Below are 20991 nucleotides of genomic sequence, written 5' to 3'. Positions count from 1 at the left end.
GATCAACTGGAAGAAAGCGAACGGGGGAGAAAAATGAGCATCGCGAGCATGCGCAAGGCGCTTAAGGGCGTGTCGGGCGTTCCCGTCACGGCTTATGACGCCGGGGGCGAAGTCGAGCCCCGGATTACCGCGAAGGTCTATGAGCGGGTGGCCGTGGCCGGCATTCACAACATCGTCGCGGCCGGCAATACCGGGGAATTTTATGCCATGACGCCGCAGGAGATCCGCACCGTCCAAGAGGCGGCAGTTGCAGGTGTCGACGGCCGCGCGCCGGTGACGGCGGCGATCGGCCGCTCCTTGCGCGAGGCGATCGGCATGGCCAGGGATGCGGCCGCGATCGGCGCATCCGCCGTCATGTCGCATCAGCCCGTCGATCCTTTCGCCGCACCATCGGCCCAGATCGATTATTTCTGCAACCTCGCCGATGCGTCCGCCCTTCCGCTCGTCGCCTATGTCAGGGCCGAAGGTTTCAGCGTCGCCGAGATCGTCCGCCTCGCCAATCACGGCAATATCGCCGGCATCAAGTTCGCCACGACCGATCTGATGCTGCTATCGAGGGCGATCCCCGCGGCCGATCCCAACGGCGCGCTGTTCGTCTGCGGCCTGGCCGAGAGCTGGGCGCCGACATTCACCGCAGCCGGCGCGCGCGGCTTCACCTCGGGCCTTGTCAACGTCGCGCCGAAGCTTTCGCTTGCCGTCCATGACGCGCTTGAGAAGGGCGATTTCGTTGCGGCCAGAGCAATCGTCAACAGGCTCGAACCCTTCGAGCGGATGCGCACCAAATTCCGCAACGGCGCGAACGTGACCGTCGTGAAGGAGGCCGTCACCTATTTCGGCATTGAGGTTGGCCCGGTGCGCGTGCCGGGATTGCCGCGGCTCGATCAGCATGACACCGAGGAATTGCATCGGTTGCTGCAAGGCTGGCAGGCTGGCGGCGACATTGAGGTCCAAGCGGACAAGGAGTCCATAAAGGCAGCCGGCTGAGCCGGCACGAATTTCCACAAGCAACAGGCGCGGGATGGCCGCGCCACAGGATTGGGAGGTCTTGAGATGCTGAAACAGCTACTGACGACGATCGCGATGACAGGCGCCCTGATGGCGGCGCAGCCTAGCCTGGCGGCATCGCCGCCCAACATGCTTGTCATCGGCACGAATCTGACAGGTATCCGCACGCTCGATCCGGCTCAGAACAATGCCCGCACGGTATCCGAGCTGATCTCGAACCTCTACGACAATCTCGTGCAGCTGTCGCCTGATGACCTCAAGACGCTGAAGCCGATGCTTGCGACGAAATGGGTCGTCTCGCCCGACGGTAAGGTCATCACGTTAACCCTGCGCGACGACGCGGTCTTCCAGAGCGGCAACAAGGTCACCGCCGAGGATGCGGCCTGGTCGATCCAGCGCGTCATCAAGATGGGTCAGGTCGGCTCCACCGACGTCGCGCTCTGGGGCTTCACTGCCGATAACGTCGAAAAGCTCGTCCGCGCCAAGGACGAACACACGCTGGAGATCGAGCTGCCGCAGGCGGTCAATACCGACCTTGTGCTCTATTCGCTGGCAGGCGCCTCGATCGGCATCGTTGACAAGAAGACGGTGCTGTCGCATGACGCGAACGGCGATTTCGGCGGCGCCTGGCTCTCGGCCAATTCCGCCGGCAGCGGCCCGTTCAGCCTGGCGCAGTGGCGACCGAACGACGTGGCGATCTTCAATGCGCAGCCGAAATACTGGGGCGGCAAGCCCGCCATGGCGCGCGTCATCGCCCGCCATATTCCGGAATCCGGCAATCTCAGGCTTCAGCTTGAAGCCGGCGACGTCGATGTCGGCCAGTATGTGGCAAGCGGCGATCTCGATGCGCTCTCCACCAACAAGGATATGATCATCGAGAACGTTCCGGGTCTCGGCTTCTATTATATCGCCCTCAACCAGAAAGATCCCGATCTGCAGAAGCCGAAGGTTCGCGAGGCCTTCCAGCACGCTTTCGACTGGAAGGCGATCTCCGGCAATATCATGCGCTATACCGGCTTTCCCTGGCAGTCCATGATCCCGCGCGGGATGATCGGCGCTCCCGAAGAGGCTGATGTCCGCTACGATTACGATCCCGCTAAGGCCAAGCAGTTGCTGGCGGAGGCCGGATATCCCAATGGCCTGAAGAAAGTGCTCAATCCGTCGGGGGCACCAACCTTGCCTTTCGCAGAAGCGCTGCAGGCGAGCGCACGGGCGGCCGGCTTCGAGCTCGATCTCGTGCCTGGGGAATTCACGCCCGCCTTCCGCGAGCGCAAATTCGAAGTGCTGCTCGGCAATTCCGGCGCCCGCTTGCCCGATCCCTTCGCCGTCGCCACGCAATATGCCTTTAACCCCGACAACAGCGACGAGGCACGTCTCGGCAGCTATTATCTCTGGCGGACCGGCATGAAGGTGGACGAGCTCAACACGCTCATCGATCAGTCGATGAAAGAGCGCGACACGGGCAAACGCACTGACATCTTCAAGAAGATGGACGGCATCTATGCCGGCATGGCTTCCCCGCTGGTCATTTTCTTCCAGCGAACCGACCCCTATGTCATGCGCGCCAACGTCAAGGGCTATCACGGGCACACGACATGGTCGACGCGCTGGCATGACGTGACCAAGGAGTAGAGCGCGTGGCGAGCGCCGATCTGACTTCGAAGCAGGAGGCAAGCCGCCAGCCGGCGGGAAGCGGGTTCGCCGAGGCGACCCCGCACCCCCTGCTGAGCCTGCTGCGGCGGCTGGCGGGACGTGCGGTGGCGGTCGTCACGACGCTGCTCGGCCTGCTCTTCCTGACCTTCTCGATGGGCCGCCTGCTGCCCGCCGACCCGGTGCTCGCAATCACCGGGGCGGAGGTCAGCAAGGAGGTTTACGACCGCGTCTATAACGAGCTGGGGCTCGGGCAGCCGATCTGGATGCAGTTCCTCTCCTATGTCGGCAAGATCGCCACAGGCGACCTCGGCATGTCTGCGACGACAGGCCAGCCGATCCTGACCGACCTGATGACGATCTTTCCCGCGACCATCGAGCTAGCCATCATCGCCATGATCATCGGGGCGATCGTCGGCATCCCGCTCGGCATCACCGCCGCCGTCAGGCGCGGAACCGTGATCGACCACATCGCCCGCATCGTTGCCCTTGCCGGCCATTCCATCCCGATCTTCTGGACCGGCCTGATGGCGCTTTTCGTCTTCTATGCGAAGCTGAAGCTCGTCGGCGCATCCGGCCGGGTCGACGTCTTCTACGAAGGCCTCGTCACGCCCATGACCGGCTTCCTGCTGATCGACGCGGCGATCCAGGGCCAATGGGACGTGTTTCACAACGCGCTCGGCCACATCATCCTGCCGGCGACGATCCTCGGCTACTACTCCGTCGCCTATATCAGCCGCATGTCGCGAAGCTTCATGCTGGAGCAGCTCAGCCAGGAATACATCATCACCGCCCGGGCGAAGGGGCTCGGCACCCGCAAGGTCATCTGGCGCCATGCCTTCAGGAACATCCGCGTGCAGCTCCTGACGATCCTGGCGCTGACCTTCGGCGGCCTGCTCGAAGGCGCAGTGCTGATCGAGACGGTTTTCGGCTGGCCGGGGCTCGGCCAGTACCTCACCCGCGGGCTGCAGATGAACGACATGAACGTCGTGATGGGTTCGGTGCTGACGATCGGCGCCGTCTTCCTGACGATCAACATCCTGTCCGACGTGCTCTATCGCATCCTTGATCCGAGAACACGGTGACGCCATGACGATCTCCACCGAAGACGCAGACAGCACCCATGCCGGCCTTCGCAACTGGCTGCGGGCACCGGAGCCTCAGGGGTGGTTTCAGTCGTCGGCGCAGCAGATCCATCAGGGCTGGCAGAAATTCAGCCTGCATCCGCTGGGGCTGGCAGGCCTCATCGTCATCGTGCTGCTGATCGTAGCGGCGACCGCTGCCCCGTTACTGACGAGCTACGATCCGATCGTCCAGGATATGGCCGCACGGCTTGCGCCGCCTTCGGCAGAACATTGGCTCGGGACCGATAATTTCGGCCGCGACGTCTTTGCCCGTGTCATCTACGGCGCGCGCACGACGCTCTATATCATCATGCTGGTGACGATCATCGTCGCCCCGCTCGGTCTGCTGATCGGCACATTCTCGGGCTATTTCGGCGGCATCGTCGATGAAATCCTTATGCGCATTACCGATATCTTCCTTTCCTTCCCCGGCCTCGTGCTGGCGCTCGGTTTTGCCGCCGCCCTCGGCCCCGGCATCACAAATGCGATCATCGCGATTTCGCTGACCGCCTGGCCGCCGATCGCGCGGCTGGCGCGCGCCGAAACGCTCAGCCTGCGCAAGGCGGATTACATCGCCGCCGTACGCTTGCAGGGGGCGACCTCGCTCGCAATCATCACTCGCCACATCCTGCCGATGTGCATTCCCTCGGTGATCGTCCGCGTCACGCTCAACATGGCCGGCATCATCATCACCGCCGCCGGCCTCGGCTTTCTCGGCCTCGGCGCACAGCCGCCATGGCCGGAATGGGGCTCGATGGCCGCAAGCGGGCGTGAGTTCATGCTTGACAGTCCCTGGGTGATCGCAGCGCCCGGCATCGCCATTGCGCTCGTCAGCCTTGCTTTCAATCTCGTTGGCGACGCACTTCGTGACGTCCTCGATCCCAGGGGGGCGGAATGACCGGGCTGATCGACATCCAAAACCTCGAAATCGCCTATGGCGGCGGCCATATGCGCGCGGTGCGCGGCGTGAGCTTCACGCTCGGACAGGAAAAACTCGGAATCGTCGGCGAATCCGGATCGGGCAAATCGACCGTCGGGCGAGCCATCATGAAGCTCTTGCCGCCGACGGCACAGGTCAGCGCCGATCGAATGCGCTTTGGCGATGTCGATCTGCTGAAGGCGGACGAGAAAACGATGATGACGATCCGGGGACGGCGAATCGGGCTCATCCTGCAGGACCCGAAATATTCGCTCAACCCGGTCATGCGGGTCGGCGAACAGATCGCCGAGACCTATAGCCTCCATCATCCCAAGGAGCGCACTGCGAAAGCTTATGACCAGGCGCTCGAAATGCTCGAAGCGGTCCAGATCCGCGATCCCGAGCGCGTCGCCCGCCTCTATCCGCACGAGATATCCGGCGGGATGGGCCAGCGCGTGATGATCGCTATGATGCTGATCGCCGAACCCGAAGTGCTGATCGCCGATGAGCCGACCTCGGCGCTCGACGTGACGGTGCGGCTCGAAATCCTGGCCCTGCTCGACGAGCTGGTCTTACGCCGCAATCTCGGCCTGATCTTCATCAGCCACGATCTCAACCTCATTCGCAATTTCTGCGATCGCGTCCTTGTCATGTATGCCGGCCGCGTCGTGGAAGTGCTCGATGCCCGCGATCTCGACAAGGCGAAGCATCCTTATACGCAAGGACTGCTGGCATCGCTGCCGAAGATCGAGGATCCGCCGGCCCGGCTGCCGATCCTGAAGCGCGATCCCGCCTGGCTTGACGAACTCGCAGTGGAGCCGCCGCGATGATCAGGATCGACAATCTCACCATCCGCTTCGGACACGGGCAAAGGCCTGTGGTCAGAGACGTCAATCTCGCCGTCGAGAGCGGCACGGCCTTTGGCCTGGTCGGCGAATCCGGCTGCGGCAAATCCACGGTCCTTCGGGCGCTCTCCGGCCTCAACGCCAATTATGATGGGCAGATCGCGCTCAACGGCCAAACGCTGGACAGGCAGCGCACCCGGCCCTTCTTCCGCCGGGTGCAGATGGTGTTTCAAGATCCGTACGGATCGCTCCATCCGCGCAAGACCATCCGGTCGCAGCTGCAGGAGCCGTTGCGCAACCAGGGTCTGGACAGGAATTCCGTCGATGTGAACGCCGTACTCAGATCTGTCGGCCTCGACCCGGCGCTGAGCTACCGCTTTCCGCATCAGCTCTCCGGCGGGCAGCGGCAGCGCGTGGCGATCGCCCGGGCTCTGATGCTGAACCCCGACGTCCTGCTTCTCGACGAACCGACTTCGGCGCTCGATGTCTCGGTCCAGGCGGAAATCCTCAATCTGCTTCAGGACCTGCGCGAAGAGCGCGGCCTCACCTATCTCCTCGTCAGCCACGATCTCGCCGTCGTCTCCCACATGTGCAGCCGCGTCGCCATCATGGAAGCGGGTGAGATCGTCGAACAGGTCGGTATCGAGGCCTTGCGAAAAGGCGCGGTCGAACATCCCTATTCGCAACGCTTGCTGCGGGCGAGCCGAATGTATGGCAGAGCGTAGAATTCCTCCATTTACCGCTGACAGAAAGCAGGTCGCAGTCTTCAACGACTGTATTCGCCGGCCGGCCGCTCCCACCAAGCGCACGCTTGTGGCGTCTGTACACAAGTGAACACTTGACATCGGCCGCTTTAAGGCTGAAGCCGCACCTGGCCGCGCATGCGCGGCCATTTTTGCGAGGATTCGAGGAATGAAGACCAATACGGCCGTCGCCAATGCCGGAAACCTGATCATGACTGGCGTCGTATTGATGCTGCTCGGCGATCTGCTGTTCGCGCTGAACGATGCGATGGGCAAGTGGTTGATGACCAGCTTTGCCGTCGGCCAGGTGCTGGTGATCCGCTCGGTCGGCGCCTTCATCGTGCTCGGGCCGATGATCCTGCGGCAGGGGCCGATGGCGCTCTTCCGCGTCGAGCAGAAAGGCTTGCAGTTCATGCGGGTCGCCATGGCGACCGGCGATGTTGCGCTGTTCTACGCCGCCGTCGCCTATCTGCCGCTCGCCGACGTCATGACCTTCTACATGGCCGGGCCGATCTACATTGCGGCGCTCTCGCATTTCTTTCTCGGGGAAAAGATCGGCTGGCGCCGTTGGCTTGCCGTTCTTGTCGGCTTCGCCGGCGTCGTTATCGCGCTGCGCCCTTCGACGGCGATGCTGTCGCTTCCGTCGCTCTTCGGCCTTGCTGGCAGCCTTTCCTTTGCACTCTCCCTGGTGATGAGCCGCTATCTCCGCTCGACCAGCGACACCACGCTTGTGACATGGCAGACGGTTGCGGCGCTTGCCATCGGCATCGTACTCAGCATCGGCCACTGGCAGCCGGCTACACCCATCGACTGGTCAGGCATGCTGCTGCTCGGTATCGTCGCCACTTGCGCGCATCTGCTCATCACCCGCTCGCTGAAGCTCGCACCGGCATCGCTGCTTGCGCCGCTGCAATATACGCTGCTGCTATGGGCGATCGTACTGGGCTACATCTTCTTCAATGACATTCCCGATGCGCAGATCATCATCGGCGCCGCAATCATCGTCTTTGCCGGTCTCTTCATCTTCCACCGGAAGAATTTGAAGGAAACGATTCCGGTCGAAGCCGTGCCGTCTGACGGTCATTGAGGTTCAATCCTCCCCGGGCGGCGGCTCCCAGCCGAAGACGCTGCGGCCTCCGAAATCGGCGGATTGGCGGAATTCGCCGGCGATGATCTCCTTAAGATCGGGACCCGTAACATAGCGTTCCATCTGCCGGGACTGATCGTCCAGGCGCTTCAGCGCCTGCAGCTCCTCTTCACGCCCGAGCCTGCCCTTCAGCACCGCCGATTTCATCACGCCGATCGTTTCGTCATAGACCTTGAGCGGCACCGGGAAGGGATGGCGATCCTTGCCGCCGTGGGCGATCGAGAAGCGCGCCGGGTCGGAAAAACGGCAGGGCGCGCCGTGTACCACTTCCGCCACCATCGCCAGCGCCTTCACCGTCCGGGCGCCGACGCCTGGAACAAGGAGCAACTCCTGAAAATCCACCGGCCCGCGGTCGGCCGCTGCCGCCAGATTTCCATGCAGGCGGCGCATGTGGACATCGCTCTCGCGCACGTCGTGATGAGCGGGCATGATGAGATGCGGCAGCATCGGCTGTGCAGCGGGTTCGGGCGCCGGCTCCTCCACACGCATCAGCGCGGCCGCCTCACGGATAATCCTGTCGGGGCCGAGGGTTGCCAGCAGATCCAGTTGGCCGCGCCGCGAGTGCTCTGCGCGTTTGTCGGCGAGATTGACGATTTCGCCCTGACTTCTGCCTTCAATTGCCGCATGCGGCGAGTCGACGAAACTTTCGAGCCCTTCCGACAGCCAGTGATAACGTCGGGCCTGACGCCGGTCACCGTTCATGCCCTGCTGCACCACCACCCAATGGCCGTCATCGGCGACGATGAAGCCGTGAAGATAAAGGTCGAAGCCGTCCTGAAGCGCGGCGCTGTCGACCTTCGCGATGAGGCGGCTCGTCGTCGCAAGGCCCTCCCCGTCAAGGCCGACGCGCTGGCCGATCGACACCAGCTCCTGAGGGGTCTTGCGCGAATGCGTGCCTCGGCCGCCGCAAACATGCAGGCCGAGCTCGACGGCGCGCGGCTTCAGCCCGCGCTTCAATGCACCGAGAACGCTTGTCGTAATGCCGGAGGAATGCCAATCCATGCCCATGACTGCGCCGAAGGACTGAAACCAGAAAGGGTGGGCGAGCCGACGCAGGAATTCATCGCGGCCATAATGATGAACGATCGCTTCTGTGATCAGCGTTCCCAGTCGCGTCATCCGGTCGCCAAGCCAATGCGGCACGCGTCCCCCGTGAAGGGGAAGGTCGGCACTGCCTGCTCGTCGTGACATTTCTTTTCCTACATCTTCTATGCCCATCCTCCCCGGCAGCAGCGTCCTGGTCGGAACCGCGCGAAATTTCAGGCGTTTGCTTTCAGTCAAATCGCAGAGGCAAACATGACCGCATTTCAAACCATGTCCGATCAACCGTACCTGACCCGAACAAAAGCGCAACATCCGAGCGGCGAAAAAGAGGGATCTACGGCATTGCGGCTCCAGGGACGTGCGGACAAAGCCGCCTTTCTGATCAATGGCAACACATATTTCGCCGAAGTCTCGCAGGCGCTGCGGCAGGCCCGCCGCAATGTGTGGATCGTTGGATGGGATTTTCATCCAAACATTCGAATGGAACCCGAAAAGTCTGAAGACACCTTGGCCGACCTGCTGCATGCGCTGGCAGCGGAAAATCCCGAGCTCGAAATTCGCATACTTATCTGGGCGCTCGGGCCGATCTATTCGGACAAATCGATAGATCTGCTTCGAAAGAAGAATTTCCCCAGAAATGCCAGAATCGATTTGCGTTTTGCTCTTCAAGGGGCGCTGCGCGGCTGTCATCACCAGAAGCTCGTCTGCATCGACGACAAGGTTGCCTTCATCGGCGGCATAGACTTGACGGCACGACGATGGGACACCAGGCGCCATCGCGCCAGGGACAGGCTGCGGCTCGATCCCGAGGGCGCCCCTTACGACCCGCTCCACGACGTGCAGGCAATGGTCACGGGTGACGCCGCCCGGCTGATCGGCGATATCGCCAGGCGGCGCTGGGAGGAAGCCACCGGCGAAAAGCACCTGGCGCTCGCCGACAGCATGCCGTTCGCCTGGCCGGATACCCTTTCCGTTTCGCTGCGGGACGTCCCTGTGGGTTTCGCCCTGACAGAGCCGGCGACCACCTGGCGTAGCGGCATCAGCGACGGCATCGCCTCGACCTTGGAGATCATCGCCCGAGCCCGGCGCCAGCTCTACATCGAGGCGCAATATCTCGCCTCCTTCCGGGTTGCCGACGCCATCGCCGCACGATTACAGGAAAGGGACGGGCCGGAGGTGGTCGTCATCTGCACGCGCAGCTCTCACGGACTGATCGAAAAGCTCGTCATGGGCGGCAATCGCGACCGTGTCATCCGCCGCCTCAAACGCGCCGATCGCGCCAACCGCCTGCGGGTCTACTACCCCGTCGTGCCTGGACCGCAAGTGGCCGGGCCGCAAGTCCCTGGGCAGTCAGTGCAAGCAGGCAGCGAGGTTGAAGTGCTCATCCATTCCAAACTGATGATCGCCGACGACGAGCTCCTTCGTATCGGATCGTCCAATCTCAACAATCGCTCGGAAGGCCTGGATTCGGAATGCGATCTGCTGTTCGAAGCTGAAACCGCCGAGCATCGCCGCGCGATGACGGAACTGCGCAATCGCCTGCTGGCGGAATATCTCGGAGTGGCTCCCGGGGCCCTTGCCGCGGCCTATGCACAAAGGGGCTCGATGATCGAGGCGATCGACGCACTCAACCAAGGGGCTCGCGGCCTCAGGGAATTTGCCGTCGAACTGTCTGGCAAAGTCTCGCCGATCGCAGGCACGGCGATCTTCGACCCGACCCGGCCCTTTCTGCTCTTACACCGACTGGGCCTCGGCGCGCTCGTCCGCCTTTTCGCTCGCACTGCGTGATCGTCGGAAGATGAATTCGCTGGTGACGAGGAGTGTGGTGCCTAGCGCCAGCGGGATGAAGAAGTAAGCGCAACGGAAAGCGATCAGCGCACCGATCGAGGCCTGTTGCGGCACGGCGTAGGAGACGGTCGCCTCCAGCACGCCGAGGCCGCCCGGGATATGGGTTGCCAGGATCGCCGAATTGGCGAGCACGTAAGCGGTGACGGACCGGAAGAAGGCAACATCGCCGAAGGTCGAGAGCATCTGGTGCAGACAGGCGGACACCAGCATGAAATTGATCGTCCCGACGCCTACCTGCGCCACCGCGATCGGGAAGCGCGGCAGTTGAAACGACCATCGCCACAGCCGCAGCTTGCCGCGGATGAAGAACGCCAGCCCAGCGTAGGCGGCCGGCACGATCAGAGCCAGCAGCCCGAGGGCCTGGGTGCTTTCCGCATCGAGACGCAGCAGACGTGCCGCGTCAGCTGGATTGACGATCAGCGCAAGGCCGCCGAGCGTGATGAGGCCGAGCCCCACTGTAACACCGCAGAACAGGATGATCTTTGCGACGTCCTCCGTAGTCAGTCCCCAGCGGGAATAGTAACGATAGCGGAAGGCGCCGCTACTCAGACCTGCAAAGCCGATATTGTGGCCGAGCGAAAGGCTGATGAAGGAGGCGAGCAGGATCCTCCGGTAAGGCAGAGATTTGCCGAGAGAACGGATCGCCAGCAAATCGAAACAGCTGAGGCATAGATAGGATGCCGCCGCGAAGAGCAATGCGGCGCCGAAGGTCGCAAAAGGTATGCTGCGGACCGATTGAACGATCTGCTCCAGGCTATACTGGCGGAAGATCCGATAAAGAAGAAAGCCCGCAATACAAAGGGCGGCAACGAGCAGTCCATTCCAGATTACGCTTTTCAGATTCATCGATTGTCCGTTTCCGAAGTGCGAGCCTCCGCGGCTCGATCATCTGGAACGATCAAAAGAGTTCTGTGTTCCCCTCGGGGAGAACGAGTCCCGTCTCTCGAGGGGAGATCAGTTTCAGCGGACCTATGCCGGATAAATCGATCAAGCTCCTGACTTATAATGTGCATAGCTGCATCGGCAACGACCGGAAGCTCGACCCCGGGCGGATCGCTTCGGTCATCGCCGAGGCTGAAGCCGATATTGTCGCTCTGCAGGAGGTCGACGTCCTCAGGCGCAGGACCGGCGGCGTCGACCAGGCCCATGCAATCGCCTCCCTTCTGAAGATGCAGGCTCATTTTCACCCGGCGCTCTCGATTGCCGAGGAGCAATATGGCGATGCAATCATCACTGCATTGCCAACCGGCGCGGTCAAGGCCGGCCCGCTGCCGTCCATCGGCGAAGCGAGGGGCGCGTTATCTGTCGAAATATTGGTCGGCGGCAGGAAGTTGCTCGTGGTCAATACTCATCTCGGCCTTCGAGGGCGCGAGCGCATTCGGCAGATGACGACGCTCTTGAATTCCGGCTGGCTGCGCGGCCCGTCGCACGAACCTGTCCCGAGCGTCCTCTGCGGCGATTTCAACGCCATTCCGTCATCGGCGACTTACCGGCTTGCTACGCGTTCATTGACCGACGCCCAGCTCGCAGGCAGCGAGGCGCCGAGAGCGACCTTCCCCTCCCGCTATCCGCTGATGCGTCTCGACCACATCTTCGTCACTGAAGACCTTGTCGTCCAACGGGCAACAGTGCTCCAGACCCGGCTGACGAGGGTCGCCTCCGACCACCTCCCTCTTCTTGCAGAAATCAGCTTCGTCTGATCATTCGCCAGCGCCGAGCGGCACGAAGTCTCCGGCAGAAAACGACATTCAACGTTGCCTACAGCGACATTGAAACGAATATTTCACTAGTTGTGCGTTATGAAATATTCATTCCGCTGATACGATATGTGTCGGGAAGGAGACGGATAGAGTCGATTCGAGCGGATCGGGACCTTCACTCGAGATCGGCTGTTTCCTGCAGAGGTGGAGGGGTTTGATGTTGGGAAGGCTGTTATCGCGGGTTCGCATCCAGACGCAGGTGATGCTGTTCATCATTCCGTTCGTCTTGAGCATCATGGCCGTAGGCACGACGGGCTTTTATGCATCGAGTCTGCTTCAGGGGCGCATGGATATTTCCAACTCCGTCCTGCAGTCCTTGAGCGGCTTTCGCAATCTGTCGGCGACAATGGCCGAGTTCCTCGCCGATGCCACGCAGGAGAACCGGGAGGCCGTCAACGCCAGGCTTGCCGACCAGCGCAGCCTTCTGAAATCCGGTATCGAGCGGCTCAGCGCAGATCGCAGTGGCCAGCAGGAACTGGAGCAGGTACTCTCTTCCATTGACGGAATTGCAGCCCGCATGGATTTGCTGTGGCAGCTTCAGGAGAGCAGGGCAGCACTGCTCTCCGATCTTCAGAAAGCCCAGAGCGTCGTCGTATCGTCTCAGACAGATATTGTCGAAGGGACCAAGGCTCTCCAGCGTACCGCCGACCTTCAGGAAGATGAATCCCGCAACACCCTGGCCGACGCACAGCGTATTTCGGACTTCGCGTCCTTCGCCCAATCGCTGCACGACAAGGCCCAGGCAGCAGGCACGATTGCCGGCCCGGATATGGAGGAGCTCGCCCGGCAGCAGCGCATCGTGGGAATGGCTCTTGGCGGCGAAGCGCCGGATGCCAAAAAGGCGATCGACGACGCCGTCGCTTCCCTGAAGCCGCTCGTCGAAACCTCCGGCCAGACCGAGGAACGTGCAGCCGGCCTCAGGGATAATACCAGTCAGATCGTCGCCAGGCTGCCCGAATTGCAGGTGGTCGCCACACGACGGATCAAGGCCGTGACCGACAAGGCGGCCGAGACAGCCAAAACGGTCGAGCGCGCCAAGACCAGTCAGAGAGACGGTCAGAAGCTGACGACCTCGGCTTACGTGATCCAGATCGTCCTGGCGAAGCTGACGCTGGCCCCGACGGATGCCAATCTCCAGCGGCTTTCGCAGGAGATCACCACCGTCAGAAAAGGTCTGGACATGATGATTTCCAATGCTGGCGGTGTCGCACAATTCGACAATCTCAAACCGAAGCTTCTGCCGGCGCTGGACAAGATGCAGAAATCCGCTGCCGACCTCGTCCGCATCAGCGCGCAGCGCCAGGACGAATTCCGTGCCGCCGCCGCCGACGTGGATCGGATGTGGTCCCAGCTGACGGCTTTCGCCGAAATGCAGAGGCAGAACGCGGCCGACGAACGCAACAACGCCAACTCCATGTCGCTCGGCACTACGGTCCTCGGCGTAGTGATCGCAATTCTCGCCGGCATCGGCCTGACTGTGACACTGAAGGGGCCGATCAACCAAATTACCTCGGCAATGCGGCGACTGGCGGACGGCAGGCTGGAAACGTCGATCGTCGGCGAAAGCCGCGCCGATGAAATCGGCGACATGGCCCGTGCGCTTGGTGTTTTCAAGAACAATGCGATCGCCAAGGTCGAGATCGAGGAACGCAGCGAGATCGAACGGACGAGGGCCGAGGAAGAAAGGCACCGCAATGACGAGGAGAAACGCGCGGTCGAGCAGCAGATCGATTTTGCGGTGACGGCACTGGCCGAGGGGCTCGGGCGCCTGGCACGTGGCAACATCTCCCAGACGATCGCAACGCCTTTCTTCGGCCGGCTGGAGCAGCTTCGCAACGATTTCAATTCGTCACTGCTTCGTCTGCAGGAAACGATCGACCAGATACGCACCAACACGCGGATGATCGAGGGCAATGCCGGTCAGATGGATCTGTCCGCCAGCAACCTCGCGAAACGCACGGAACAGCAGGCCGTCGCGCTCGAAGAGATCGCCGCCGCCATCGAGGAGATCACCACAACGGTTCGTTCGTCGGCGGCCTGCGCCGACGATGCCCGTGAGATTATCACCAATACCAAGAAGACGGCCGATTCTTCATCCGAGGTGGTTGCGAGCGCCATCGACGCGATGAGCAAGATCGAAGCGGCTTCAGACGAGATCGTGCAGATCATAGGCGTTATCGATGATATCGCCTTCCAGACGAACCTGCTCGCGCTCAACGCCGGCATCGAAGCCGCCCGCGCCGGCGAAGCCGGCAAAGGTTTTGCGGTCGTGGCCCAGGAAGTCCGCGATCTCGCCCAGCGCTCCGCGGAGGCCGGCCAAAGGATAAAGCAACTCATCGGGCGTTCGCGAGCGGAGATTACCAATGGGGCGCGGGTCGTTCGCGAAACGAGTGAAGTCCTCGAAAGCATTTCCGCAAAAGTGGTCACCGCATCCGAGCAGATGGATGTCATCGCCCGCTCGAGCCGGGAGCAGTACAACGCGCTGCACGAGATCAACTCCTCCGTCAACAGGATGGATCAGATGACGCAGCAGAATGCCGCCATGGTCGAGGAAACCAGCGCAGCGACGAAGGAACTTGCCGATGAGACCAGAACGCTCCTGCAACTGATCGACCAGTTCCAGCTGGATGAAACCGGCGCAGGCCGCGTTGCCGCTGCTTAGAGCGATGCTCCGCCTTCGTTGTGATGCTCAAATGTGTGCGGGCGTCAGTGACGGCTGTAGAGCGGCGGCGCCACCTCTTCATCGGCGAGTTCCGGGTAGAGGTGCCTGCGCGTGCGGGCGAGTGCTTCCGCCTCCCGGCGGTTCCGCTCCAGCAACGTGGCAGTAACATCCTTGTACGGTTCGCCCTCCGATACGGCGACGCGGACAGTTCCGCCCTGCGAGAGGAAATCGCAGAACGACTGTACCGAGCGAAGACGCGTCGTAATCTCGACGTAGCGATCGTCATGTCCAGCCATGTTCGCCTCCGTTTAAAGCGCTAGGATGTCACGAACACTTCGGCGAGATGATGGCGTCCCTTCCATGGTGAAGAAACCGACGCGCGATCTCACCCAAACCCATCGGTGCCTGCGGCCATCACCGCCGGGCGAGCTTTCGATTCATCGCAGCGACGGCCAAAGGTAACGCCGTTGTCACCACGCTTCCCCAAGGCAGCCGTCTCAGCCCCCTTGTGATGACGAAGGCACCCGCCATCGCGCCGGCGAGCTTCAGCCACGGTTGGTCGCCGAGCTGGGCATGGGCGCTGGAATCAGCCCACCTGACGTTTTCGGTTACGACGGTCGCGGCCTGGCGTCTGATTCCATGAAGGCGAGCCCGCAGAATTTCCAGTTCCCACTTCAATTCCTGCAGTCGGCTTTCCAGGATGTGCTCCCCGGAAGTCGGCACCGGTTCTGCCACGTGATTTTCGGGCGGTGCGGACGCATCTCCGCCCAATGTGGCAAAGTAGGCGCGGTATTCGGCCTCGCTCGCGAACCCCTCACGCCGAACGAGATCCGGATTGATGGTCGATTCTTCTCCATTCGGCATTGAAGCGGCGGCATCGCCGCGATCATTTTCGGCGCCGAAGGCGGCGGCCTCATCCTTGATCATGATGCGTCTCCCGTTGGTTCCTTTCGGCAGAACGTTCGATGGCTCAAATTGATCCGTCCGACGTCAGGCTGGCGACCATCCGCATCGTGGCTGTCACCGGGACGCCGCGCTGAAGCGCTCAGGGCGGAAGTCGGAAAGCAGCGGATGGCGGCGGCCCATGGCGATCTCGTCCGCCAGCAGTTCGCCGGCGATCAGGCCAAGGGTGGCGCCGCTATGGCTGAAGGCGACGAAATAACCCGGAATCGATAACAGCTCGCCGAAAACCGGCTCGCCATCACCCGGAATCGGTTTCGGACCGACCCCATAATCTTCGATCTCAAGGACCGGATTGCCTTCGAGGACTCTCGACGCTTCTCGCAGCAGTCCCTGCAGCGTGGATTGCCTGACATTGTAGCTGCCGTCGGGGTTGGCGCTCACCTCTTCCTCCGACCAGGCGGAATCGAGTGCGAAGCCGCCATTGGGCATCGGTCGAATGGCGATGCGCGGGGTGTTGAGCACGGCCTTCAGCGGGTGGCTGATCGGCTTTGTCCTGACAAGAAGGGCGATGGGTGTCGCATCCTCGATCTGCTGGCCAGCCTCAGCAACAATTGCCGGAACCTTGCTGCCTGCAGCAAGTAGCACGGCGTCGGCGTCGTAACGCGCGCCGTCCGCCGTGATTACGCCGTGGGCGCGCCCGTTGCTGACATCGACCGCCGCGCGTCCGGCATCCGTGATGATCTCGCCGCCAAGCGCACGGAATTCTTCCGCAAGCCTGCCGATCAGAGATGGAAGATCGACCCACCCCTCCCCCGGGTTGAAGATTGCGCCTTGCGGCGTCACAGCGCTCGGGTCGACGCCGGGCGTCACCGCAGCGATCTTCTCCGGGGTGAGCCATTGAGCGTGATAGCCGAGGTCACGTTCATGGTCGAAGATTTCGGCGATCTCATTGCTGGCGTCGTCCGCATCCCAGGTCAGCCCGCCGTCAAAGCGCAGCCATGAGGCATCGGGGTATCGAGCAGCCAGCGTGCGATAGCGGTCAATGCCTGCCAGACGCAGCCGGTGATAGGCATCGGAGCGTTTTCGCGCCGAGTTCAGCCAAGCGAGAGAGCGGCCGGAGGCACCATTGGCAAGCGCGCCGTCATTGACAAGCAGTGTATCAACCCCGAGTCGAGCCAAATGGAGCGCAGTCGAGACGCCGAAAATCCCGCCGCCGATGACAACGACCTTCGAAGGTTTAGTGTAAGCATTCATGTCGGGTACCCTATTCCTGCTCTTGTTTGATCGAACCGAATTGCGCGCGTTGCCGGCCTGGCGCCTCAGAGAACTTCCGCAAGGAAGCGCTTCAGCCGCTCGCTTTGCGGATTGTCGAAAATCTGCTGCGGCGAGCCGGCTTCGATGATACGGCCCTCGTCCATGAAGACCACCTGGTCGGCCACGCGGCGGGCAAATCCCATCTCATGCGTCACCACGGCCATGGTCATGCCCTGACGGCCGAGCGTCGCCATCAGGTCGAGCACGCCCTTCACCAATTCGGGATCTAGCGCGCTCGTCACCTCGTCGAACAGGATGACCTCCGGATCCATGGCCAGCGCCCGAGCGATCGCGACGCGCTGCTGCTGCCCGCCGGAAAGGCCCGCCGGCCGGTGATCCCCGCGCGCGGCCAGACCGACATCAGCCAGGCGCGCCTCGGCGACGCGTCGCGCCTGGTGCCTCGGCATCTTTTTGATCTTCGTCAGCGCAAGCATGACGTTTTCGAGAGCGGTATGATCGGGAAACAGGTTGAAGTGCTGGAACACCATGCCGACCCGGCGACGAAGCTTTTCCGGCCTTATGGTCAGGATGCTTTCGCCGTCGAGCCGTATGTCGCCACCCTTCGGCTCGACAAGCCTGTTCATGCAACGCAGCAGCGTTGATTTTCCTGAGCCGGAAGGGCCGATGATGCAAGTGACGGTTCCGGCGGGGATATCAAGATCGACACCCTTGAGTACCTCGAGCTCGCCGTAGGACATGCTCAAATCCCGGATTTGCAGGGTCCCGCCCCTGAAATGCCGGTGATCGCAGCTCGAGGCGTCGACGATGGAGTGGGGACCGGCTGCCGCCGCAAGCTCGCTCACCTCGACCAATCCGCTCGCAGGACTGGGACCGCGCCCCTGCTTACCCAATCGCAGCCTCGCATCGATATAATTGACGAAATGGGTGAGCGGCACGGTGATCACGAGGTAGAAAACGCCTGCCAGCAGCAGCGGCGACAGATTGCCGGTCACCACCGCCTGGTCTTGCCCAACGCGGAAAATCTCCCGCTCGGAGGCGAGCAATCCGAGGAAATAAACGAGGCTCGAATCCTTGACGTTGCCGATGAACTGGTTGACCAGCGCCGGCAGTACGCGCCTGATGCCCTGCGGTATGACGATCAGGCGCATGCCTTGCCCGTAGCTCATGCTGAGCGCCCGGCAGGCCTCCATCTGCCCACGCTCGACGCTTTGGATGCCCGAGCGAAAGATTTCGCCGATATAAGCGCCGGCGATCAGGCTGAGCGCAAGAATTCCCAGCGGGAACGGCGACGGACCGAAGATATCGCGTCCAATCCGGGCAAAGCCCTGGCCGATGATCAGGATCGTGACGATGGCCGGCAGTCCGCGGAAGATATCGGTGTAGATGCGCGCCGGCAGCCGCAGCCACCGAGACTGCGAGATGCCCATGACGGCAAGAACCATGCCGATGATGACGCCGAGCACGGTCGAAGACGCGGCCAGGATCAAAGTATTCTTCAGGCCGACATTGATCATGCTCGGCAGCACGTCCGCCATCGCCTCCCAGTCGAGGAAGCTGCGGCGCAGATTCTCAAGCCAATTCATAAAAATCCCCATCGAAGCCCTTGCCGGGCGTGCCGCCATCGAGGTCAGCCGTCCGTTTTTAACGGACGGCTCGCGGCCTCACTTTTTGGGGAGATATTGGTCCGGCATCGGCGAGCCGGGGAACCACTTCTCATAGAGGGTCTTCCAGGTGCCGTCCTGCATTGCCTCGTGAAGGGCGCCGTTCAGTGCCGTGCGGAAGGTATCGTTGCCCTTTCTGATCACAAAGCCCGCCGGCGCATCAAAGGACGGGATGTTGACGGCGACTTTCAGCGCAGGATAGCGCTCACCATATTGTTTGGCCGCCTCGTAGTCGAGGAAATGCGCATCGATCGTGCCGTTGTTGAGAGCGGCGACGGCGGAATTGTTGTCGGGAAATTTCACGAGATCGGTTTCGCCAAAATTCTTGGCGGCGTAGACTTCCTGTAGGGTTCCCTGCACGACGCCGAGCCGCTTGCCCTTCAGCCCGGTCGCGTCCTTGATGGCGGAGTCCGACGTCAGCACGGAGAGATAACCGGCGAGATAGCCGTCGGAGAAGTCCACGGTCTTCTTGCGGGCTTCGGTGGTTCCGATCGCGGCGACGGCAACGTCGAACCGCTCGTTTGCCACCGATGGCAGGAGCGCCGAGAATTCCTGGCCGGTGAACGTGACCTTGTCTTTCGCGAAGCCGAGCCGGGACACGACGTTGAGAAACAGTTCGATGTCGAAACCGGTGAACTGGCCATCCGCGGTCGCAAATGTGTAGGGCTTGGCATCGCCCATCGTGCCGACGCTGATGACGCCGGGCTCGATCAGATTATAGGGATTGTCGGCCGCCGTTGCCAACCCGACTCCCATCGCCAGAAAGCAAGCCGCGAGGCCGGCTTGCAGAGGCGCAATGACTGCCGGAAGTGATTCAAAAAGCTTCATGTTCGTTCTCCGCTCCAGAAGGAATGCTCTTGTCGGCATTATTCATTCAGCCGCCTTGCCGCCCTTCTGCGGCAACACGATCTGCACAGATACCGGTCTCCAACAAAAAGAGACCGGTCTCACAACGATTTGATAACTGTCAATTGACCGGCCGTCAACAACTCTTGTAGTGCTGCGGCATGGAAGATTCCGCTGCTCCAAAACGTTCAGTCACGGTCGCCGACGTCGCCAAGGCGGCAAAGGTGTCGAAAGCGACGGCCGCCCGCGTGCTCGGCGGCTACGGCGTCGTCAGCGGCAAGATCAAGGATCAGGTCATGGCGGCGGCAGCCGCTCTCGAATACCGGCCGAACGAACTTGCGCGCAGCATGAGCACCGGCCGGTCCGGCATCATCGGGATCGTCGTCGGCGATATCGAAAACGCCTTCTTCAGTCTGGCGGTGCGCGGCATCAGCGATGCGGCTCGGCTCGCCGGCTTCGATGTGATCATCTCCAATTCGGGCGAGAAGCTCGAATCGGAGAAATCAGCCGTCGACCTCCTGATCGGCAAGCGTGTCGACGGCCTGATCGTGACGCCCGCGCGCTGTGACAGCTTCGACCATCTCCGACACGTCGGCCGCGCCGGTATGCCGCTGGTCCTCTTCGACCGGAGCATCGCGGAGCTCGATGTCGACGCGGTGACCGGCGATGATCGCGAGGCCGCCATCGCCGCTGCCCGGTTTATGGTCGACGCAGGACATCGACGTCTCGCTTACGTCTCAGCCATGGACGCCGAGGACGGCGGAGTGACCGATATCAGCCGGATATCGAATTCTGCCGTGCGTGAACGCGTGGAAGGCTTCATGAGCGTGCTGACGGAAGCGGGCTTGCCCGACCCCCTTCACTATGTGCGGCTTGGCGCGACCGATCAACCGCAGACGGACGCCGTGATCAAACGCCTGCTGGCGGACCCATTGCCGCCAACCGCGGTCCTCGCATCGGACAGCCTGGTGGGGCTGCGCGTCTTCAAGTCGCTGCAATCACTCGGTCTCTCAATTCCCGGCGATATCTCGATGATTTCCTTCCTGGACGCCGATTGGACAAGCGTGACCGTGCCGCCGATTACAGTCGTCGACCAGCGCGTCTACGAGATGGGCAAACTCGCCGGCGAGCGGCTCGTCGCCCGCATCGAACAGATCCCCCTTGCCGTTGAACGACTGCGGGTCAGTACGAGCCTCGTCATCCGCAACTCGGTCGCAAGGATTGGCGGGTGAGCTTGTTCCAAAGCAGGAATGAAGCGGCATCTAATCGAAAAGCTCGCCGTGGCCGATCTGCTCCCGTTTGCCCGGCACGTCGCCAATCACGGGATCGTCGGCAGGATCTGGATCTTTTTTATTTGCTTCGGTCAGAAATCGCGCCGCCTCGAGGAATGCGACCGAGATTTCCTCGGTTCCCCAACCGGCTTCGTTGGCGGCTGCAATCAGCCTCTCCAAAGCGTCGCGCGCAGCAGCACTTGCTTCTTCGAAGCGCTGAGCGGGAGCCTCGGCTTTTGGCGGTGGAAAGGTCATCGGCGTTCCCTCCATAGTCTGACTATCAGAATG

At 61.9% G+C, this 20991-nt stretch carries 19 protein-coding genes; 11 read left to right on the top strand and 8 right to left on the bottom strand.

All coding sequences use genetic code 11. The annotated features are described in order from the left end of the window. Positions 1-33: 33 nt before the first annotated feature. The 7 genes from NMA58_RS27070 to NMA58_RS27040 all read left to right on the top strand — a co-directional run bounded on the left by NMA58_RS27070 (position 34) and on the right by NMA58_RS27040 (position 7373). Positions 34-984: a dihydrodipicolinate synthase family protein gene (locus NMA58_RS27070; protein ID WP_434713925.1), complete on the top strand. Its 951-nt coding sequence runs from the start codon at positions 34-36 to the stop codon at positions 982-984. A gap of 66 nt (positions 985-1050) precedes the next feature. Further along, positions 1051-2637, top strand: coding sequence for an ABC transporter substrate-binding protein (locus NMA58_RS27065; RefSeq protein WP_430957414.1), 1587 nt, complete (start codon positions 1051-1053; stop codon positions 2635-2637). A gap of 5 nt (positions 2638-2642) precedes the next feature. Further along, positions 2643-3740 carry an ABC transporter permease gene (locus tag NMA58_RS27060; protein WP_434713924.1) on the top strand — a complete coding sequence of 366 codons (1098 nt, stop codon included), beginning with the start codon at positions 2643-2645 and terminating at the stop codon, positions 3738-3740. A gap of 4 nt (positions 3741-3744) precedes the next feature. Further along, a complete protein-coding gene (locus NMA58_RS27055; RefSeq protein WP_430957412.1) occupies positions 3745-4677 on the top strand; it encodes an ABC transporter permease in 933 nt (310 codons plus the stop codon). Continuing rightward, positions 4674-5528 (top strand): ABC transporter ATP-binding protein, encoded by an 855-nt coding sequence (locus tag NMA58_RS27050; protein WP_434713923.1) that lies wholly within the window; start codon positions 4674-4676, stop codon positions 5526-5528. The genes NMA58_RS27055 and NMA58_RS27050 overlap by 4 nt, the downstream gene beginning before the upstream one ends. Beyond that, positions 5525-6268, top strand: a complete 744-nt coding sequence (locus NMA58_RS27045) for an ABC transporter ATP-binding protein (protein ID WP_434713921.1) — start codon at positions 5525-5527, stop codon at positions 6266-6268. The genes NMA58_RS27050 and NMA58_RS27045 overlap by 4 nt, the downstream gene beginning before the upstream one ends. A gap of 187 nt (positions 6269-6455) precedes the next feature. Continuing rightward, a complete protein-coding gene (locus tag NMA58_RS27040) occupies positions 6456-7373 on the top strand; it encodes a DMT family transporter (RefSeq protein WP_434713920.1) in 918 nt (305 codons plus the stop codon). 3 nt (positions 7374-7376) lie between these two features. Here NMA58_RS27040 and NMA58_RS27035 read toward each other — a convergent pair whose 3' ends face one another. Further along, positions 7377-8624 (bottom strand): DUF763 domain-containing protein, encoded by a 1248-nt coding sequence (locus NMA58_RS27035; RefSeq protein ID WP_434713919.1) that lies wholly within the window; start codon positions 8622-8624, stop codon positions 7377-7379. Between the two features lie 105 nt (positions 8625-8729). Between NMA58_RS27035 and NMA58_RS27030 the strand changes: the two genes are divergently transcribed. Next, positions 8730-10265 (top strand): phospholipase D-like domain-containing protein, encoded by a 1536-nt coding sequence (locus NMA58_RS27030; RefSeq protein ID WP_434713918.1) that lies wholly within the window; start codon positions 8730-8732, stop codon positions 10263-10265. Here NMA58_RS27030 and NMA58_RS27025 read toward each other — a convergent pair. Then, positions 10212-11171, bottom strand: a complete 960-nt coding sequence (locus NMA58_RS27025; protein WP_434713917.1) for a lysylphosphatidylglycerol synthase domain-containing protein — start codon at positions 11169-11171, stop codon at positions 10212-10214. The two genes, NMA58_RS27030 and NMA58_RS27025, sit on opposite strands and share 54 nt — an antisense overlap. A 125-nt stretch (positions 11172-11296) precedes the next feature. Between NMA58_RS27025 and NMA58_RS27020 the strand changes: the two genes are divergently transcribed. Both NMA58_RS27020 and NMA58_RS27015 read left to right on the top strand, forming a co-directional pair. Continuing rightward, positions 11297-12025 (top strand): endonuclease/exonuclease/phosphatase family protein, encoded by a 729-nt coding sequence (locus tag NMA58_RS27020; protein ID WP_430957405.1) that lies wholly within the window; start codon positions 11297-11299, stop codon positions 12023-12025. Positions 12026-12242: 217 nt separating this feature from the next. Next, positions 12243-14747: a methyl-accepting chemotaxis protein gene (locus NMA58_RS27015; protein WP_434713915.1), complete on the top strand. Its 2505-nt coding sequence runs from the start codon at positions 12243-12245 to the stop codon at positions 14745-14747. Positions 14748-14791: 44 nt separating this feature from the next. Here the strand turns inward: NMA58_RS27015 and NMA58_RS27010 are convergent, their stop codons facing one another. The 5 genes from NMA58_RS27010 to NMA58_RS26990 all read right to left on the bottom strand — a co-directional run bounded on the left by NMA58_RS27010 (position 14792) and on the right by NMA58_RS26990 (position 19414). Next, a complete protein-coding gene (locus NMA58_RS27010; RefSeq protein WP_430957403.1) occupies positions 14792-15043 on the bottom strand; it encodes a hypothetical protein in 252 nt (83 codons plus the stop codon). A 118-nt stretch (positions 15044-15161) separates the two neighbouring features. Further along, the gene (locus NMA58_RS27005) at positions 15162-15674 is read right to left on the bottom strand and encodes a hypothetical protein (protein WP_434713914.1); all 513 of its coding nucleotides are present in this window, start codon (positions 15672-15674) and stop codon (positions 15162-15164) included. A gap of 93 nt (positions 15675-15767) precedes the next feature. After that, complete coding sequence (locus NMA58_RS27000) at positions 15768-16904, bottom strand: NAD(P)/FAD-dependent oxidoreductase (protein ID WP_434713913.1); 1137 nt, start codon at positions 16902-16904, stop codon at positions 15768-15770. 65 nt (positions 16905-16969) lie between these two features. Further along, positions 16970-18508: an amino acid ABC transporter permease/ATP-binding protein gene (locus tag NMA58_RS26995; RefSeq protein WP_434713912.1), complete on the bottom strand. Its 1539-nt coding sequence runs from the start codon at positions 18506-18508 to the stop codon at positions 16970-16972. Between the two features lie 78 nt (positions 18509-18586). Next, positions 18587-19414: an ABC transporter substrate-binding protein gene (locus NMA58_RS26990; protein WP_434713911.1), complete on the bottom strand. Its 828-nt coding sequence runs from the start codon at positions 19412-19414 to the stop codon at positions 18587-18589. A 179-nt stretch (positions 19415-19593) separates the two neighbouring features. Here NMA58_RS26990 and NMA58_RS26985 point away from each other — a divergent pair, with 179 nt between their 5' ends. Then, a complete protein-coding gene (locus NMA58_RS26985) occupies positions 19594-20664 on the top strand; it encodes a LacI family DNA-binding transcriptional regulator (protein ID WP_434713910.1) in 1071 nt (356 codons plus the stop codon). A gap of 30 nt (positions 20665-20694) precedes the next feature. On the opposite strand, the gene NMA58_RS26980 is transcribed toward NMA58_RS26985, so the two are convergent. Continuing rightward, complete coding sequence (locus NMA58_RS26980; RefSeq protein ID WP_434713909.1) at positions 20695-20958, bottom strand: hypothetical protein; 264 nt, start codon at positions 20956-20958, stop codon at positions 20695-20697. Between the last annotated feature and the right edge of the window lie 33 nt (positions 20959-20991).

The sequence above is a fragment of the Rhizobium sp. YTUHZ045 genome (genome assembly GCF_051124255.1).
GTDB lineage: Bacteria > Pseudomonadota > Alphaproteobacteria > Rhizobiales > Rhizobiaceae > Rhizobium.
The sequence above is the reverse complement of the archived record's forward strand: the minus strand, read 5'-3'. Positions and strand labels throughout refer to the sequence as shown.

Excerpts from the sequence above, each read along its gene's own strand:
- NMA58_RS27040 (WP_434713920.1), top strand. The coding sequence starts at position 6,456 with ATGAAGACCAATACGGCCGTCGCCAATGCCGGAAACCTGATCATGACT.
- NMA58_RS26995 (WP_434713912.1), bottom strand. The coding sequence starts at position 18,508 with ATGAATTGGCTTGAGAATCTGCGCCGCAGCTTCCTCGACTGGGAGGCG.
- NMA58_RS26980 (WP_434713909.1), bottom strand. The coding sequence starts at position 20,958 with ATGACCTTTCCACCGCCAAAAGCCGAGGCTCCCGCTCAGCGCTTCGAA.
- NMA58_RS27000 (WP_434713913.1), bottom strand. The coding sequence starts at position 16,904 with ATGAATGCTTACACTAAACCTTCGAAGGTCGTTGTCATCGGCGGCGGG.
- NMA58_RS27070 (WP_434713925.1), top strand. The coding sequence starts at position 34 with ATGAGCATCGCGAGCATGCGCAAGGCGCTTAAGGGCGTGTCGGGCGTT.
- NMA58_RS27055 (WP_430957412.1), top strand. The coding sequence starts at position 3,745 with ATGACGATCTCCACCGAAGACGCAGACAGCACCCATGCCGGCCTTCGC.
- NMA58_RS27050 (WP_434713923.1), top strand. The coding sequence starts at position 4,674 with ATGACCGGGCTGATCGACATCCAAAACCTCGAAATCGCCTATGGCGGC.
- NMA58_RS27015 (WP_434713915.1), top strand. The coding sequence starts at position 12,243 with ATGTTGGGAAGGCTGTTATCGCGGGTTCGCATCCAGACGCAGGTGATG.
- NMA58_RS27030 (WP_434713918.1), top strand. The coding sequence starts at position 8,730 with ATGACCGCATTTCAAACCATGTCCGATCAACCGTACCTGACCCGAACA.
- NMA58_RS27005 (WP_434713914.1), bottom strand. The coding sequence starts at position 15,674 with ATGATCAAGGATGAGGCCGCCGCCTTCGGCGCCGAAAATGATCGCGGC.
- NMA58_RS27010 (WP_430957403.1), bottom strand. The coding sequence starts at position 15,043 with ATGGCTGGACATGACGATCGCTACGTCGAGATTACGACGCGTCTTCGC.
- NMA58_RS27020 (WP_430957405.1), top strand. The coding sequence starts at position 11,297 with ATGCCGGATAAATCGATCAAGCTCCTGACTTATAATGTGCATAGCTGC.
- NMA58_RS27045 (WP_434713921.1), top strand. The coding sequence starts at position 5,525 with ATGATCAGGATCGACAATCTCACCATCCGCTTCGGACACGGGCAAAGG.
- NMA58_RS26990 (WP_434713911.1), bottom strand. The coding sequence starts at position 19,414 with ATGAAGCTTTTTGAATCACTTCCGGCAGTCATTGCGCCTCTGCAAGCC.
- NMA58_RS27035 (WP_434713919.1), bottom strand. The coding sequence starts at position 8,624 with ATGTCACGACGAGCAGGCAGTGCCGACCTTCCCCTTCACGGGGGACGC.
- NMA58_RS26985 (WP_434713910.1), top strand. The coding sequence starts at position 19,594 with ATGGAAGATTCCGCTGCTCCAAAACGTTCAGTCACGGTCGCCGACGTC.
- NMA58_RS27025 (WP_434713917.1), bottom strand. The coding sequence starts at position 11,171 with ATGAATCTGAAAAGCGTAATCTGGAATGGACTGCTCGTTGCCGCCCTT.
- NMA58_RS27065 (WP_430957414.1), top strand. The coding sequence starts at position 1,051 with ATGCTGAAACAGCTACTGACGACGATCGCGATGACAGGCGCCCTGATG.